Annotated in this window: 13 protein-coding genes; 8 read left to right on the forward strand and 5 right to left on the reverse strand. The window is 71.5% G+C overall.

Going from position 1 to position 15,212, the window contains the following annotated elements:
• Nucleotides 1–621 precede the first annotated feature (621 nt).
• A complete protein-coding gene (locus tag DEJ08_RS02695; protein ID WP_111053846.1) occupies nucleotides 622–996 on the forward strand; it encodes an endonuclease domain-containing protein in 375 nt (124 codons plus the stop codon).
• Between the two features lie 117 nt (nucleotides 997–1,113).
• Here the strand turns inward: DEJ08_RS02695 and DEJ08_RS02700 are convergent, their stop codons facing one another.
• From DEJ08_RS02700 to DEJ08_RS02710, 3 genes are read right to left on the reverse strand one after another with little or no spacing between them, the layout of a single operon-like run.
• The gene (locus DEJ08_RS02700) at nucleotides 1,114–3,348 is read right to left on the reverse strand and encodes a YhgE/Pip domain-containing protein (RefSeq protein ID WP_111053845.1); all 2,235 of its coding nucleotides are present in this window, start codon (nucleotides 3,346–3,348) and stop codon (nucleotides 1,114–1,116) included.
• On the reverse strand, nucleotides 3,345–4,115 hold the full coding sequence (locus tag DEJ08_RS02705; RefSeq protein WP_111053844.1) for a hypothetical protein: 771 nt from the start codon (nucleotides 4,113–4,115) through the stop codon (nucleotides 3,345–3,347). The genes DEJ08_RS02700 and DEJ08_RS02705 overlap by 4 nt, the downstream gene beginning before the upstream one ends.
• Entirely contained in the window at nucleotides 4,112–4,774 is a 663-nt protein-coding gene (locus tag DEJ08_RS02710; protein WP_111053843.1) for a TetR/AcrR family transcriptional regulator, read from the reverse strand. Before DEJ08_RS02710 ends, DEJ08_RS02705 begins: the two co-directional genes overlap by 4 nt.
• Before the next feature lie 160 nt (nucleotides 4,775–4,934).
• Here DEJ08_RS02710 and DEJ08_RS02715 point away from each other — a divergent pair, with 160 nt between their 5' ends.
• Both DEJ08_RS02715 and DEJ08_RS02720 read left to right on the forward strand, forming a co-directional pair.
• Nucleotides 4,935–8,606 (forward strand): S8 family peptidase, encoded by a 3,672-nt coding sequence (locus DEJ08_RS02715; protein ID WP_146248445.1) that lies wholly within the window; start codon nucleotides 4,935–4,937, stop codon nucleotides 8,604–8,606.
• A gap of 168 nt (nucleotides 8,607–8,774) precedes the next feature.
• Nucleotides 8,775–8,939 carry a hypothetical protein gene (locus DEJ08_RS02720; protein WP_155896763.1) on the forward strand — a complete coding sequence of 55 codons (165 nt, stop codon included), beginning with the start codon at nucleotides 8,775–8,777 and terminating at the stop codon, nucleotides 8,937–8,939.
• Between the two features lie 104 nt (nucleotides 8,940–9,043).
• Here DEJ08_RS02720 and DEJ08_RS02725 read toward each other — a convergent pair whose 3' ends face one another.
• Entirely contained in the window at nucleotides 9,044–9,217 is a 174-nt protein-coding gene (locus tag DEJ08_RS02725; protein WP_071404361.1) for an antitoxin, read from the reverse strand.
• 210 nt (nucleotides 9,218–9,427) lie between these two features.
• On the opposite strand from DEJ08_RS02725, the gene DEJ08_RS02730 reads away from it, so the two are divergent.
• The 5 genes from DEJ08_RS02730 (at nucleotide 9,428) to DEJ08_RS02750 (ending at nucleotide 14,676) form a co-directional block, all read left to right on the forward strand.
• Nucleotides 9,428–10,762, forward strand: a complete 1,335-nt coding sequence (locus DEJ08_RS02730) for an adenylosuccinate synthase (protein WP_017886319.1) — start codon at nucleotides 9,428–9,430, stop codon at nucleotides 10,760–10,762.
• A gap of 2 nt (nucleotides 10,763–10,764) precedes the next feature.
• Nucleotides 10,765–11,325 (forward strand): arsenate reductase/protein-tyrosine-phosphatase family protein, encoded by a 561-nt coding sequence (locus DEJ08_RS02735; RefSeq protein WP_258366995.1) that lies wholly within the window; start codon nucleotides 10,765–10,767, stop codon nucleotides 11,323–11,325.
• Between the two features lie 399 nt (nucleotides 11,326–11,724).
• Nucleotides 11,725–12,699, forward strand: a complete 975-nt coding sequence (locus DEJ08_RS02740) for a CPBP family intramembrane glutamic endopeptidase (RefSeq protein ID WP_111053840.1) — start codon at nucleotides 11,725–11,727, stop codon at nucleotides 12,697–12,699.
• Entirely contained in the window at nucleotides 12,686–14,008 is a 1,323-nt protein-coding gene (locus DEJ08_RS02745) for a sensor histidine kinase (RefSeq protein WP_146248444.1), read from the forward strand. The genes DEJ08_RS02740 and DEJ08_RS02745 overlap by 14 nt, the downstream gene beginning before the upstream one ends.
• Entirely contained in the window at nucleotides 14,005–14,676 is a 672-nt protein-coding gene (locus DEJ08_RS02750; protein ID WP_110892023.1) for a response regulator, read from the forward strand. Before DEJ08_RS02745 ends, DEJ08_RS02750 begins: the two co-directional genes overlap by 4 nt.
• A 31-nt stretch (nucleotides 14,677–14,707) precedes the next feature.
• Here DEJ08_RS02750 and DEJ08_RS02755 read toward each other — a convergent pair whose 3' ends face one another.
• Nucleotides 14,708–15,202 (reverse strand): hypothetical protein, encoded by a 495-nt coding sequence (locus DEJ08_RS02755; protein ID WP_111053837.1) that lies wholly within the window; start codon nucleotides 15,200–15,202, stop codon nucleotides 14,708–14,710.
• Nucleotides 15,203–15,212 lie beyond the last annotated feature (10 nt).

The raw sequence follows: 15,212 nt of genomic DNA on the forward strand, positions 1-15,212 counted from the left end.
CGAGTCCTCCACAGGGGAGGCACGGTGCCGGTTCTGCACGGAACTCCGGTTCGGTGAGCGGGGCGTCGGCGCGGGGCGCGAGCGTGTCGGCATGCGACCACGACCACTCCCTTCGGCGCTGCGAGGCCGGGCCTTCGACATCGGCGCGGCTGATCGAGCCGGAGTTCCCCGACAACGACTCCAGCGGAAGGACCTGACGTGCCCGACGCGATCGATTCGATGGCCCCGGGACCGACCACCCGATCCGATCCGCCGCATCCAGGCACTGCGGCCGGTCCTGTTGCCCGGACAGTTCGTCAGCCACACCTCTGCTGGAGTGTTGTGGGGTCTGCCGGTGCCGTGCGGCCCTGACACACCGGTGCACATCACCAGCGTGCACCCGCAGGCGCAGCCCCGGCGCGTCGGCGTGGTCGGGCACCGTGTGGCTGCTGACCGGGTGAGCACCCGGCAGCGCTGGGGTGTTCCGTCCAGCAGCCCCGCGGCGCTGTGGGTGGAGTGCGGGGACCTGCTCGGACTCGATGAGCTCGTCGTCCTGGGTGACGCCATCGTCACGTCGCGGGCCTGCGCGACCGCGCTGGAGGACCTCGCCGCCGCGCTCGCCGGGGCGGGGATCGTCGTGGCGTGCGGAAGCTGCGCGTGGCACTCGAGCTCGTGCGGGTGGGGGCCGGGTCACCGCAGGAGACCCGAGCGCGGCTGGCGATCGTCCGCGCGGGGCTACCCGAGCCCGAACTGCAGGTCGACGTGCTCGACGAAGCCGGTCGGTTCGTCGGCCGCGTCGACCTGGCGTACCCGGAGCACCGCATCGTCATCGAGTACGAGGGTGACCACCACCGGACCGACGCCGAGCAGTGGGGCCGTGACCTCCGCCGCTACCGCGAGATGGAACGACTCGGCTGGGCAGTCGTCCGGTGGACCAAGTCCGACCTGACGCTGCACCGCTCAGCCGCAGTGGCGCACCTGCAGGCGCTCCTTGCACGCGGAGGTCGCGTCGAGTGAGCAGAAGACGACGGGTCGCTATTGCACACCCGTCGTCTTCTGCTCACTCGATGTCGCGGGCGGCCCTGCGCGCGGGCGGCCCTGCGCGCGAGCGCCCGCGCGCCGCCCGGCGCCCCGCTACCCGATCAGGCTCGGGCGCAGGTCGCGCAGCGTGCGGGAGCGGGTCTGCCGCGCCGTGACCACGAAGGACACCAGGAGCGCCCCGAGCAGCCAGCAGAGCAGCACGCCCGCGTCGGACCACGCGGCGCCGAGGTTCCCGCCGTACATCGTCTGCCGGATCGCGTCGACCGAGTACGTCATCGGCAGCGCGAAGTGCAGCGCCGCCAACGGCCCCGGCAACGTCTGCCACGGGAACGTCCCGCCGGCGGTGACGAGCTGCACGAGCATGAGCACCAGGCCGAGGAACTGCCCCACCGATCCGAGCAGCACGTTGAGCGCCATGATGATCGCCGCGAAGGTCGCCGAGGCCAGCACCATGATCCCGATCGTGCCGCCGACGTGCACCACGTTCAGGTCGAGGGCGAAGCGCACGATGAAGAACAGCGCCACCATCTGCACCAGGCCGAGGAGTGCCGGCGTCAGCCAGCCGCCGAACACCACGGCGAGGGGCTTCCGCACCGCCGTGATCGCACGCTTCGAGATCGGCTTGAGGATGAGGAACAGCGCGTACATGCCGATCCAGGCCGCGAGCGAGATGAAGAACGGCGCGAGGCCGGCACCGTAGTTCGACGCGGCGGCGACGTTGTCGTCCCCGACCTTGACCGGGTCGGAGATGACGGAGGCCTGCGACTCCCGCTCCGAGGCGTTCGACGCCGGGATCTTCGTGCGGCCCTGGTCGAGCGACGACGCGAGCTTCGACGAGCCGGTCGTGAGCTTGTCCAACCCCGATGCGAGCGACGAAGCGCCCTGGTCAGCGGTCTTCGCACCGGTCGCGAGCTGGGACGCACCCGACGACAGGGTCGGAGCGGCCGAGGCCAGCTTCGATGTGCCGTCGGCCACCTTCGAAGCCCCCGACGAGAGCGTCGAGGCGCCCGTGGCCGCGTCCGCGATCCCGGACGACAGCTCCGGTGCCTTCGCCGCGAGCTTGCCGGTGCCGGCGGCGAGCGTGTCCGAGCCGTCGGAGAGCTGCTGGATGCCGCTCGTCAGCGCCGGGGCCTGCTCGGCGAGCTGGGAGGCGCCCGCGGACACCTGCGCGCTGCCGGTCTTGAGCTTCTGCAGGTTGCCGGACAGGTCGCCGGCACCGGTACCGAGCTCGGTGCTGCCGGCCTGCAGGTTGTCGAGCCCGGCGAGCAGCCGGGTCTTCTGTTCCGCGGAGAGCACCGTGGAGGCTTGGACGACGGGCTTCAGCGACGCGACGAGTTCCGGCGACTGCGCAGAGAGCTGCTGGACGCCCGCGATGAACGGTGCGGCCTCGTCGGCCAGCGTGGCGTTCCCGGCGGCGACCTGCGACGCACCAGTGGACAGGCGCGCAGAGTCGGAGGGAAGCGAAGCCGTCTGGTCACGGAGCTGGTGCAGCCCGGACTGCAGCTGCTGCGCCCCACTGTCCAACTGCTGCGTCTGCGACGGCAGCGCAGCCGTCTGCTGCTGCGCGCTGGCCAGCCCGGACGCCAGGGTCGACGCCCCCGACGCCACCTGCTGCGCCCCGCTGTTGAGCTGCTGGGTCTGCGACGGCAGGTCGGCCGTGCCGGACGCGAGCTCAGCTGCGCCGGACGACAGCTTGCCGGTACCGTCGGCGAGCTGGTGCGCACCCTTGTCCGCCTTGGCCGTTCCGGACGCGAGTTCATCGGCCCCGTCGACGGCGTCGCCGAGGCTGTCCCGCACGTCGGCGAGCCCGACGAGCAGGGTCTTCGCCGCCTGCTTGCCGACGCGCTCGGCGACGGCGGTGCGCATGGTCTTGCCCGCCTGCTCGGCGATGGTCGAGGCCAGGTACGAGTTGGTGTCGGCCGTCGTCATGACGAGCTTCGCCTGCGTCGGGTCGTCGGACTGCGCGGACACCAGGTGCTCGGAGAAGTCGTGCGGGATGGTGACGACGAAGTCGTACGTGCCGTTCCGGACGCCGGAGCGGGCATCGGCGGCGCTGGTCTTCGTCCACTTGAAGTCGGCGCCGTCGATGGCCTCCTTCGTGACGTCCTTGCCGTAGTCGACGTGGTCGCCGTCCAGCGTCGCACCGGCGTCGAGGTTCACGATCGCGGCGGGGATCTGGTCGAGCTTCGCGTACGGGTCGCGGTTCGCCCACAGGTAGGCGCCGCCGTACAGCAGCGGCACGATCATCAGCGCGATGAACGCCAGGCGTGCGAGCGGGGTCGCGGTGAGCCGCGCGAGTTCTGCGCGGACGAGCGAGGTGGTGGTCACTTCTGTGCCTCCGTCGGGACGGTTGCGGATGCTTCGGTGACGGAAGGAGCGGCCGGGAGGCCCGGCTCGGTTCCGTCGGTTCGGGCCACGTCCTCGGGGTCCTCGGTCTGGGGCGTCGCGAGCGTCGCGACGTCGTCGTGCGTCTCGACGCCGTCGTGCGTGTCGATCGTGTCGAGCAGGTGCTCGACCGTGGTGGCCGCGGCCTTCGAGGTCACGAGGACCACGGTCACGCCCCGTCGTGCGACGTCGCGGACCACCTGGAACCAGTCCTCGACGGCGCCGCCGTGCCGCTCGGGCGAGGTGATCACGATGCCGGTCACACCGTCGCGGAGCAGGGCGAGTTCGACGAGCAGTCGAATGCGCACGACGGTCGGCACCCGCTGCACGGCGGTGTCGACGTAGTCCCGCAGTCCGAGCTCGTCGAGCACGGTGTCGACGTGCTCGCGGTTCGGGCGCTGCCCGGCGAACGCGAGCTCCTCGCGCACGATCTGCTTGAGGGTCATGACGGGGAAGGGCTCGGCGACCCCGGGGGTGTCCACGAGGGCGAACGAGCGACGGACGGCTGCCGGGTCCTCGTGGCCGTCGAGCAGCAGCCGGCCGGTGTCGGGCTGCATGCGGCCGCCGGCGACGAGTGACGCGAGCACGGGCGCCTGCTCGGTCTCGACGGCGAGGACCCCGGGGCGTCCCGGGGCGGCGACGGCGGAGACGACGGGCAGGGGTGCGCCGGGCTCCTCGCCGATGCCCACGTGGTCGAGTTCGAGCGTCATGCGTGGTCCTTCGGGGCAGGATTGGGAGTGGGAGTGGGAGCAGCGGGTTCGGAGAGCAGTGCCGTGCGCCAGTCGATGCCGGCCATGCCCAGCGCCGACACCACCACCATGCGCCGTCCGTCCTCGTCGCTCGTGCCGGAACGGGTGGCCTCGTCGAGGACGGCGATGCACGCGCCCTCGACCAGACGGCCGAGGGTCTCGGGGTCGACGTCGTCCCGCATGGCGCCGTCGGCGATCCCGAGCGCGCACGCCTGGCGCACCTGCGAGCGCAGCGGCGCGAACACCTCGGCCACGGGTTCGGCGAACGGGCTGCGCACGGCGACCCGGGCCATCGAGCGGACGTGCGACACCTCGGTCCAGAGCGTCACCGCGATGGCGGCGAGGCGTGCGGCCGGCGGGAGCTCCTGCAGGTCCGATGCGGTGGGCATGGCCGCGGCGATCCGGGCGGCACCGGCGGTCACGACCTCGCGCACCAGGTCGTCGCGGGAGGGGAAGTGTCCGTACACCGCACGGCGCGAGAGTCCCGCAGACGCGGCGATCGTCTCGATCGAGGCGTCCGGGTCCTGCTGCAGACAGGTCTTCGCCGCGTCGAGGAGGGCTGCCCGGTTCTCCGTGGCGTCGCGGCGGGGCGCGCGGGAGGGCTGCTCGGTGGTGGTCACACACCCCATCGTAATAACGTGCACACGGGTGTGCAACTTAACAGGTTCGGTCCCCCGGACGAGGGGAGTCCCCCAAAGAGCGGACTGTCTTCCCTGAGAACGAACGCATAGCTTCACAGGAATCTCATGCGAACCACGGACTGAGCCAGGAGTGCCCTCTTTGAACCGTGCAACACCGAACACCGACCCGAACCCAACCCCCCATCGCTTCACCCGCGTCCTGACCGCCGGCATCGCCGTCGCGGCCCTCGCGTGTGGCGGTCTCGCAGTCGGGGGCGCGGCCTCCGCAGCTCCGGCCGGGATCTCGGTGGCCGACCTCAAGCTCTCCGCCCCGCTCCGTGACGCCAAGCCGACGAAGACCGTCGCCGCGTTCGTGCGCACGACCGGCCAGGGTGCCCTCGAAGTGGACGCCAAGGCGAAGGGCGGGGACCTGACGAAGTCGCGGACCCAGTCCTCCGCGGCCAAGGACCGCGTCGAGGCGATCCAGTCGACCGTCGCCGCGGTGCGGTCGGCCGTCAAGCGCGCCGACGCCGACGCGACCGAGCTCTACTCGACCGAGTACACCGTCCCGGGCGTCGCGGTCGTCGCCGACGTCGACGCGTTCCGGAAGATCGCGGAGCGCTCCGACGTCGAGAGCATCATCCCGCTCACGCCGAAGAAGATCGTCGAGCCGACGGTCAACGAGAACGCCGACGCCGCTCCCTCGGGTGTCGACCCCAGCCTGGTCCAGCCCGGTGCCGACGGCGTCGCGCCGAAGAACGCCGCGAGCGACGTCTACACGCGCTCGCTCAACGCCTGGCAGCAGACCGGCCACACCGGCAAGGACGTCAACGTCGCCGTCCTCGACACCGGTCTCGACTACACGCAGGCCGACTTCGGTGGCCCCGGCACCACCGAGGCGTACCAGCAGGCCCTGGCGAACGCGAGCGGTGGCGCGCCGGACCCCAGCCTGTACGACGCGTCGAAGTTCCTGGGCGGGTACGACTTCGCCGGTGCGACCTACAACGCCGACCCGTCGGACCCGGACGCCTACGACCCGGTGCCGGCTCCCGACGACAACCCGATCGACGGCAAGGGCGGCGACCACGGCACGCACGTGTCCGGCTCGATCGCCGGCTACGGCCTGACCGCCGACAAGCAGCAGTTCGACGGCGACTACACCAAGCTCACCACGCAGCAGGTGCAGGACATGTGGATCGGTCCGGGCACCGCGCCCGAGGCCGGCCTGTACGCCCTGAAGGTCTTCGGTGACAACGGTGGCTCGACCGACGTCACCGGTGCCGCGCTCGACTGGGTGGGCCAGGCGCTCACCGAGGGCAAGGACATCAACGTCCTGAACCTGTCGCTCGGCTCCGACTACGGCGCACCGGACGACCCCGACAACGCCAAGATCGACGCACTGACCGCTCGCGGCGTGCTCCCCGTGATCGCCTCGGGCAACGCCGACGACTTCACCGACATCGGTGGCTCGCCGGGGAACGCCGAGGGCGCGCTCACCGTCGCCGCGAGCGCCACCGGCCAGTCGCTCTACGACGGCGTGCAGGTCACCGCACCGGCCGACGTCGCGAAGACCTACCGCTCGCAGTACTCGTCCAACTTCAAGGGCACCCTGCCGGTCGAGGGCGACGTCGTCGTCCCGACCGCGAACATCGACGGCTGTGCCGCGTTCAGCGCCGCCGACGCCGCGAAGATCAAGGGCAAGGTCGTCTGGCTGAAGTGGACGGACGCCGCGCTCGAGTGCGGTTCCCTCGTGCGCTTCAACAACGTCGAGGCCGCTGGCGGCGTCGGCGTCCTGCTGGCGGGCACGCTCGACACGTTCGAATCCGGCATCGGTGGCAACGCGACCATCCCGGGTGCCGAGCTGACCGCGAAGAGCGTGGCGAGCCTCCAGGCCACCGCCAAGGCGGGGACCCTGCACGTGCGCTTCGCGGACGAGCTCAAGGGCTTCGAGGTCGCCATCGAGGCGGACGCCGTGAACACGCTCGCGTCGTTCACCAGCCGTGGTGTGCACGGATCGTTCGACGACATCGTCAAGCCGGACATCGCCGGCCCCGGGGTCAACGTGATCTCCGCGGCCAACGGCACCGGTGACGGCCGCATGTCGATGAGCGGTACCTCCATGGCCACGCCGGACGTCGCGGGCATCGCGGCGCTGACGTTCCAGTCGCACCCGACCTGGTCCGCCCCGCAGGTCAAGGCGGCCCTGATGAACACGGCGACGCACGACGTGAAGGACGGCAACCGTTCGGCGACCCTGCTCCGCCAGGGCACCGGTCGCGTGGACGCACTGCAGGCGGTCACCGCCGGCACCACGGTCCGCAGCGCCGAGAACGACCAGCTCGTCACCGCGTCGTTCGGCGTCGTCGAGGTCGCGAGCGGGACGAGCGAGACCCGCACCCTGCAGATCGACAACACCGACAGCACGGCGCACACGTACAACGTGTCGTACCAGCCGCAGGTGTCGCAGCCGGGTGTGACCTTCGCGCTCAGCTCGAAGCAGGTCACGGTGCCCGCCAACGGCACCGCGTCGGTCACGCTGACGTTCTCGGTCGCTGACGCGACGAAGCTCCGCCGGGTCATCGACCCGACCCAGGAGGCCGTCCAGCAGGGCTACCAGCGCGAGTTCGTGGCCGCCGCTTCCGGCATCGTGGCGTTCGCGCCGACCGACAGCTCGCTCAACCCGATGCGCCTCGGCGCCTACGTGGCGCCGAAGCCCGTCAGCGCGGTGCGGGCACGGACCACGGTCTCGTTCACGGGACCGGGCAAGTCGGCCGAGCTCACGCTCAAGGGCCGCACGCTCGACCAGGGCGGACTGACAACCGGCTACCACGCCGCCGTCGCTCCGTTCGTGCTCGGCGGCACCGACCCGGCCGAGGCGTTCCCCGAGGGTTCGGCGACGCGCTCGCTGCAGGCGGCCGACGTCCGTTCCTACGGTGCGTCGTACGACAAGTCGTCGGGAACCCTGGCGTTCGGCGTGCAGACCGCTGGTCCGGACGCGAACCCGGGCGCCGTCACCAACGTCGAGGTCCTCATCGACACGGACCGTGACGGCGAGCCCGACTTCCTGGTGTACAACGCGAAGTCGGCTGCCGTGGACGCCACGTTCGCCACGACGGTCGACCTGGCGAAGGCCGCCCTGGACGACCCGGACGTCGACCCCGTCGTCGACGTCCAGCCGCTCAACGGCGGTGCGCCCGGACAGGACGTGAACACCTTCGACAGCTCGGTGAAGGTGCTGACCGTCGCTGCGAAGGCCATCGGTTCGTCGAAGAAGTTCGACTACACCGTGCTGACGGAGTCGGCCTACGCCCCGGGTGCTGCCACCAGCGGTTCCTCGGTCGTGGACGAGACGAAGACGGCCACGTTCGACCCGTCGAAGCCGAAGCTGTCGTTCTCGCAGGACGGCACCTCCGGCGTGCTGTTCGCCGACGCCGACTCGCTCACGGTCACCCGTGCCTCGGGTGTCACCAAGGCGACGGTGCTGCTGCTCCACCTCGACAACGCGGCGGGCAAGCAGGCCGACACCTCGACGATCAACGTGGTCCCGCCGAAGCTCGCGCTCGCGAAGGGGAGCAAGGTCACGGTGAGCGGGACGGCGAAGGTCGGCTCGACCCTCACCGCGAAGCACGGTACGTGGAGCACGACGAAGGCGACCTACAAGTACCAGTGGCTGCGTGACGGCAAGGTCGTCAAGTCGGCAACGGGTACCAAGTACAAGCTCGGCTCGTCCGACGTCGGGCACCGCATCAGCGTGCAGGTGACGGCCCACGCCTCCGGGTACGAGGACGGCACGGCCAAGTCCGGGGCGACCGCGAAGGTCACGCGCCGCTAGGACAGGGTGCGCGCGCGGTTCACGCGCCACATGGTGAGCAGAAGAGGTCGGGTCCCGAGTGGGGATCCGACCTCTTCTGCTCACGAAGCGCGGGGCATCCCACCCCGCGAACGCGTGTTCGGGACAGGTAGTTAGACAAACTAGTGAAGTGGTGCCACTGTTTGTCCCATGCAGAACACGCTGAACCAGCTCCGGTCCAACCCGGTCGAGTGGCGCCGTCGTGGACTCACCCCGCCGGACGTCATCCAGGCCATGATCGAGCAGCGCCTGGCCGAGCCGGGGCACTCCCAGCCCGTCGGTGACCCGTCGTACCAGGACTTCTTCCGGAGCTGATCCGGGGTCGGCCGGGTGATCCGGGACGCACCGGCGGACAGACGGGAGGCGCGGTGCCGGCTGGCACCGCGCCTCCCGTCTATACGTCGGTGACGTCTCGGACGTCACTTGCCGATCTTGCCGTCGGCCGCGTCCTCGGCCTTGCCGATCTGGTCGCCGTGCCCGCCGCCGGTCGCCTTGTCCGCCGCGTCGCCCGCCTTGTCGAGGCCGGCGTCCGTTGCCTGCTCGCCCTTGTCGCTGTCGGCGAAGTCCTTCGCCTTGTCTCCGATGCCGCTCATGTCGTGCTCCTCTCGCGTCGTGGATCTGGACGCGTCCGACCGTGCTCCGACCGATCCGGACGGACATCCAGGTGCGCTCCATGTGGACAAGCGACCCGCCGTCCACCGGACGTCACAGCGGGTGACGCGCAGGTGACCAGCCGATAGACTCGGGTGGACCACCGGCCCGGACGGCCGTGTGCGGTCCTCCGCCAACGTGAGGAGAACCAGATGCCCGCAGCAGTCATCATCGGAGCCCAGTGGGGCGACGAGGGCAAGGGGAAGGCCACCGACCTCCTCGGCTCCCGCATCGACTACGTCGTGAAGTTCAACGGCGGCAACAACGCCGGCCACACCGTCGTCGTCGGCGGCGAGAAGTACGCCCTGCACCTGCTGCCCTCCGGCATCCTGACGCCCGGCGTGACCCCGATCATCGGCAACGGCGTCGTTGTCGACCTCGAGGTGCTGTTCCAGGAGCTCGACGCCCTGCGCGCCCGCGGCGTCGACGTCTCGAAGCTCCTCGTGTCGGCCAACGCCCACGTCATCACGCACTACCACCGCACCGTCGACAAGGTGACTGAGCGGTTCCTGGGCAAGCGCCAGATCGGCACCACCGGTCGCGGCATCGGCCCGACCTACGCCGACAAGATCAACCGCGTCGGCATCCGGATCCAGGACATCTTCGACGAGAACATCCTGCGGCAGAAGGTCGAGGCGGCGCTCGACCAGAAGAACCACCTGCTGGTCAAGGTCTTCAACCGCCGCGCGATCGACCCGGAAGAAGTCGTCGAGTCGCTGCTCTCGTTCGCCGAGCGCCTGCGCCCGATGGTCGCCGACACCGCCCTCGAGATCCACCGTGCCCTGGAGCGTGGCGAGACCGTCCTGTTCGAAGCCGGCCAGGCCACGATGCTCGACGTCGACCACGGCACCTACCCGTTCGTCACCTCGTCGTCCGCGACCGCCGGTGGCGCCGCGACCGGTTCGGGCATCGGCCCGGGCAAGCTCGAGCGGATCATCGGCATCGTCAAGGCGTACACGACCCGCGTCGGGGCCGGTCCGTTCCCGACCGAGCTGTTCGACGAGTCGGGCGAGTTCCTGCGCGCCAACGGCTTCGAGTTCGGCACCACCACCGGCCGCCCGCGCCGCTGTGGCTGGTACGACGCCCCGATCGCCCGCTACACGGCACGCATCAACGGTGTGACCGACTTCGTGCTCACCAAGCTCGACGTCCTGACCGGGCTCGAGACGATCCCGGTGTGCGTCGCGTACGAGGTCGACGGCGTCCGCGTCGACGAGGTCCCGGTCAACCAGTCCGACTTCCACCACGCGAAGCCGGTGTACCAGGAGTTCCCCGGCTGGACCGAGGACATCACCGGAGCCCGCACCTTCGACGACCTGCCGAAGAACGCGCAGGACTACGTCCTGGCGATCGAGGCGATGTCCGGCGCACGGATCTCGGCGATCGGTGTCGGACCCGGCCGTGACGCCATCGTCGTGCGGCACGACCTGCTCGGCGACGACGAGCGTGCCGACCAGCGCGCCGGCGAACGCACCGACGCAGCGTGACGATGCGGATCCTGTTCGTCTGCAGCGGCAACATCTGCCGGTCGCCGCTCGGCGCGCAGGTCCTGACGGCACGACTCGGCCCGGACACCCCCGCGTTCGTGGTCGAGTCGGCCGGCACCATCGCCGACGACGGTGCCACGATGGACGCCGCCGCGGCGGAGCAGTCCGTCCGGCTCGGGGGCGACCCGTCGGCCCACCGGTCGCGGTACCTGACGGCCGAGATCGTCGCGAGCGCCGACCTGGTGCTGACCGCCGAGCGATCGCACCGTGCAGCCGCCGTCTCCCTGGCGCCCCGGGCATCCAAGCGGACCTTCACGATCAAGCAGTTCGCGCGGGTGCTCGCCGGCCTCGAGCCCGGTGACCTGGCCGACGTGACGACCCCGCAGGAGCTCGTGGAGCGTGTCGCGCGGCTGCGCGGCACCGTCCCGCCGCCCGCCGACCCGGCCGACGACGACGTGGACGACCCCTACCGTCGCTCGACGGCGACGCACCAGCGCGTGGCCGACGAGGTCGACGTGGCGCTCGCGCTCATCGCCGACGCACTCCGGGCAACGCTACGCTGACGCCGCCGCCGCTGCTGCCGTGCCGTTGCGCTGCGCACGGTGCGCGGTTGTTCGCCCGGTGCGAGGTTGGCGGCCTGGTGCAGGGCTGTAGCGGCGCACGGAGCTAGCAAGCTCGCACGTGGCCGCACAGCGCGCTGCCTGACCGGACCCGCGAGACGTCGGGGTCCTGCGGGCCGAGTCGGTTCGGAAGACGCCGTCGTCGTGCGCAGACGCCGCCGAGTGCTCGAGACGCCTCCGGATTCGGCGGCGATTCGAGCGCACAGCGGCGTCGAGCGATGACGACGGCGTGTTCAGGAGTGCCGAACTGACCGACCGGCACTTGCATCCTTCGATGGAACTCCCGCACGTGCATCCCGAAGCCGGTCGTCCCCGAGCGCCCCGTTTCCTAGCGTCGTGTACATGACGAACACCACCGAAGTCCGGCCCACCGCCGGCACCGCAGCCCGCGACCGAGGGGGTGTCCGCGGCCTCATCGCCCGGCACCCGCTCGTGTCCTTCTTCACCATGGCACTCGGCCTGAGCTGGCTCGCGTGGGTGCCGTACATCCTGTCGCCGCACGGCATGGGCGTGTGGGACATCCACTTCCCCGAGGTCCTGGGCAGCGGACAGTTCACGGGCGTCCTGCCCGGGGCGCTCCTCGGCCCGCTGGGCAGTGCGTTCATCGTCACCGCGGTCGCTGACGGTCGCGCGGGGCTCCGCCGCTGGGTGGGACGGCTGTTCCGCTGGCGGGTCGCCTGGTACTGGTACGCGCTGGCGCTCGTCGTCGTGCCGGCCCTGATCGTCGTGTCCGCGCTGCCGTTCGCCGGTGGTGACGTGCGGGCCCCCTCGGCCCTGGCGTTCGCCATGCTCGTGCCCGGACTGATCATCCAGCTGTTCTCAACCGGCCTGAGCGAGGAACCCGGCTGGCGCGACTTCGCCCTGCCCCGCCTGCAGCACCGCTTCGGGGGCCTCGGCGCCGCCGCGATCCTCGGCCCGATCTGGGCGCTCTGGCACATGCCGCTGTACTTCAGCGACTGGGGCGGCTGGCCGAACGCGCACTGGAGCGAGCCCGTCGTGTTCGCCCTGTTCACCATCACCTTCAACGTCGTGATGATCCAGGTCTTCAACAAGACCCGCGAGAGCCTGCCCCTGGCCCTGCTGCTGCACGTCGGCGTGAACAACACGATCTCGACGCTGTTCCCCGAGATGTACCCGAGCATGACCGCCGGCACGCTGATGATCGGCCTGACGATCATGTCGACGATCGCCGCCGTGGTGCTCCTCGTCGCGACCCGCGGCCGCCTGGGCTACGACCCCGCCCGACGCGCCCTGCCCCTCGACGCACCGGTCCCCACCCGCGCCCGCCTCGTAGGATCCAACGATGGCACCCGCTGAGCACGACGCGCTGCGCGCACCGGCCGAGCCGGCAGCACAGCGCGCCCGCCGCGTCGACGTCTTCGTCGCCCTCGGCACGGCCGTCGTCGCCCTCGGGCTGCTGCTCGGCCTGCCGCCGCTGGACGCCCTCGAGCCCGACGGCCCCGCCCTGGCGATGCGGGTCCCCGCACCGTTCACCCTGGCGTGGAGCGTCCTGGCCCTCGGCCTGCTGGCCCAGTCGGCCGCCCTGCTCGCCGCCCGCCGGGCACCGCGCACCGTGCTGATCGTGGTCGCCGCCCTGCCGGTGGTGGTCGCGGCGCTCGCCCCGCAGTCGTCCGACCTGTTCGGCCTCACCGCACTGCCCGTGGTCGTCGCCGTCGTCCTCGCCGCGCTCCGCGTCCCGCTGGCCCGCCTCTGGTCGACACTCGTGGTCGCCGCTGCCCTGGCGGCAGCCGGCAATGTGGTGCTGGCGGTCACCGGTGACACCACCGCCGCCGTGTCCGGCTCGCTCGGGCAGGGCGTGCTGCAGGCGATCGGCGCGGTCTGCCTGCCCCTGCTGGTCACCCTGCTCGTGCAGTCCCGCCGCGAGGTCCGCGTCGCCCGCACCGCCGAGGCCAGCGCCGTGAACCGGGAGCAGGACGCCCTGGTCGACGCCGCGGTGTCCCGCGAACGTGCCGCGATGGCCCGTGAGCTCCACGACATCGCCGCCCACCACCTGTCGGGCATCGCACTGATGGCCGCCGTCATCGACCGGCAGATCGACGCGGACCCGGAGCGTGCCCACGAGGGTGCCCGCCAGGTCCGGGAGCAGAGCACCGCCGTGCTCGAGGACCTCCGCCGCCTGGCCGGCCTGCTCCGCGACGACGCCCCTGCCGAGCGCGCCGTCGAGACGGTCGCCGGGATCGTCGACCTGGCCGAACGCGCCCGGTTCCGCAGCGACGTCCGGCTCGACGTGCTGCCGGGGGACCGTCCGCTGGCCGACGGCGTCGGCCCGCTCGCGCAGCTCGCCGCCTACCGCACCGTCCAGGAGGCGCTGGCCAACGCCGCCCTGCACGCCCCGTCCGCCCCGTGCACCGTCACCATCGACGACCGCGACGCGACCCGGGTGGTGATCCGGGTGGAGAACGCACCGGCCACCGTGCCGGCAGCGGGGACCTCTCCCTCGGGCGGCAACGGCCTGCGGGGGATGCGCGAGCGGGCGGACCTGGTCGGGGCGCGCCTCCAGACCGGCCCGACCGCGACCGGCGGATGGCTGGTGGAGCTGGCGCTCGGCCGGGAGGCACCTCCCGCACCCGCGCAGGCCGCCGACGGAACCGGGGTGGTCGCGTGATCCGCGTGCTGGTCGCGGACGACCAGCCCCTGGTCCGCGCCGGGGTGTCCGCGCTCCTCGGTGCGGAGCCGGACATCGAGGTGGTCGGCGTGGCCGCCGACGGCGGCGAGGCGCTCGCGCTGGCGCGCGAGACGCGACCCGACGTCGCCTGCCTGGACATCCGGATGCCGGTGATGAACGGCATCGAACTCGCCCGGATCTTCTGCGCCCCGGACGCCGATCCGGCGATCCCCGCGCTCATGCTGACGACGTTCGACCTGGACGACTACGTGTTCGGGGCGCTCGAGGCCGGTGCCTCCGGGTTCCTGCTCAAGGACGCCGAGCCGGACACGATCGTCGATGCCGTGCGGCAGGTCGCCGCCGGCAACGGCACGCTCGACCAGGCCCTGACCCGGCGGGTGCTGCGGGAGTTCGTGTCGCGGCGGAGCCTGCAGCCGGTGTCCGGCGACCGGGCCGACGGCGTGCTGACCGCCCGCGAGCGCGAGGTGCTCCTGCTGCTGGCGCAGGGGATGTCGAACGAGGAGATCGCCGCAGCCCTGGTGCTCGAGGTCTCCACCGTCAAGTCGCACCTGGCGCGGATGCTGCCGAAGCTCGGGGTACGGTCGCGGCTGCAGGCCGTCGTGTGGGCGTACCAGAACCGGATCGTGACGGTGCCGGAGCAGCCGTAGCGGGCCCGGAGTCAGCCGGCGGGCTGCGGCGTCAGCCGGCGGGCTGCGGCTCCGCGGCGCCGGGGACGACGAGCTTCCAGACGTCGTCGTCTCCGCCGGGGGAGAGGTACAGGCGGAAGGCGCCCTCGTCGGCGAGGGGGTCGCCCGAGAGGTACTCGACCGGTTCGCCGCTCGTCTCGCACTGGTCCGACGTGCTGATGACCTGGATCGTGTCGCCGGGGGCGACGGCGTCACCCTTCGTGACGTCGGTGACCGTCGCCTCGTACACCTCGTAGATGCCCTGGGGTTCCACGGTGCGGTCGGTCTTGGTGACGTCAGCGTCGACGACGAGTTCAGCGGCGTCGCGGCGTTCGGCCGGGGTCTTCAGGGAGACGTAGTCGGTGCAGAACCCGGAGTGCAGCGGCCCGGCCTGGGTGCTCGGGTTCGTGGGGCCGGCATCGCCGCTCGTCTTGCTGCCACAGCCCGCCAGAGTACCGCCGAGCACGATGACGAGTGCCACGACCGGTGCGATCCGTCCCCACTGCATGGGGCGAGTA

This window comes from Curtobacterium sp. MCLR17_054 (assembly GCF_003234335.2).
Lineage (GTDB): Bacteria > Actinomycetota > Actinomycetes > Actinomycetales > Microbacteriaceae > Curtobacterium > Curtobacterium flaccumfaciens.

Bases quoted from the DNA above. Each gene is read 5' to 3' on its own strand.
- DEJ08_RS02705 (WP_111053844.1), bottom strand. From the start codon at position 4,115: ATGACGCTCGAACTCGACCACGTGGGCATCGGCGAGGAGCCCGGCGCA.
- DEJ08_RS02720 (WP_155896763.1), top strand. From the start codon at position 8,775: ATGCAGAACACGCTGAACCAGCTCCGGTCCAACCCGGTCGAGTGGCGC.
- DEJ08_RS02725 (WP_071404361.1), bottom strand. From the start codon at position 9,217: ATGAGCGGCATCGGAGACAAGGCGAAGGACTTCGCCGACAGCGACAAG.
- DEJ08_RS02730 (WP_017886319.1), top strand. From the start codon at position 9,428: ATGCCCGCAGCAGTCATCATCGGAGCCCAGTGGGGCGACGAGGGCAAG.
- DEJ08_RS02735 (WP_258366995.1), top strand. From the start codon at position 10,765: ATGCGGATCCTGTTCGTCTGCAGCGGCAACATCTGCCGGTCGCCGCTC.
- DEJ08_RS02740 (WP_111053840.1), top strand. From the start codon at position 11,725: ATGACGAACACCACCGAAGTCCGGCCCACCGCCGGCACCGCAGCCCGC.
- DEJ08_RS02745 (WP_146248444.1), top strand. From the start codon at position 12,686: ATGGCACCCGCTGAGCACGACGCGCTGCGCGCACCGGCCGAGCCGGCA.
- DEJ08_RS02755 (WP_111053837.1), bottom strand. From the start codon at position 15,202: ATGCAGTGGGGACGGATCGCACCGGTCGTGGCACTCGTCATCGTGCTC.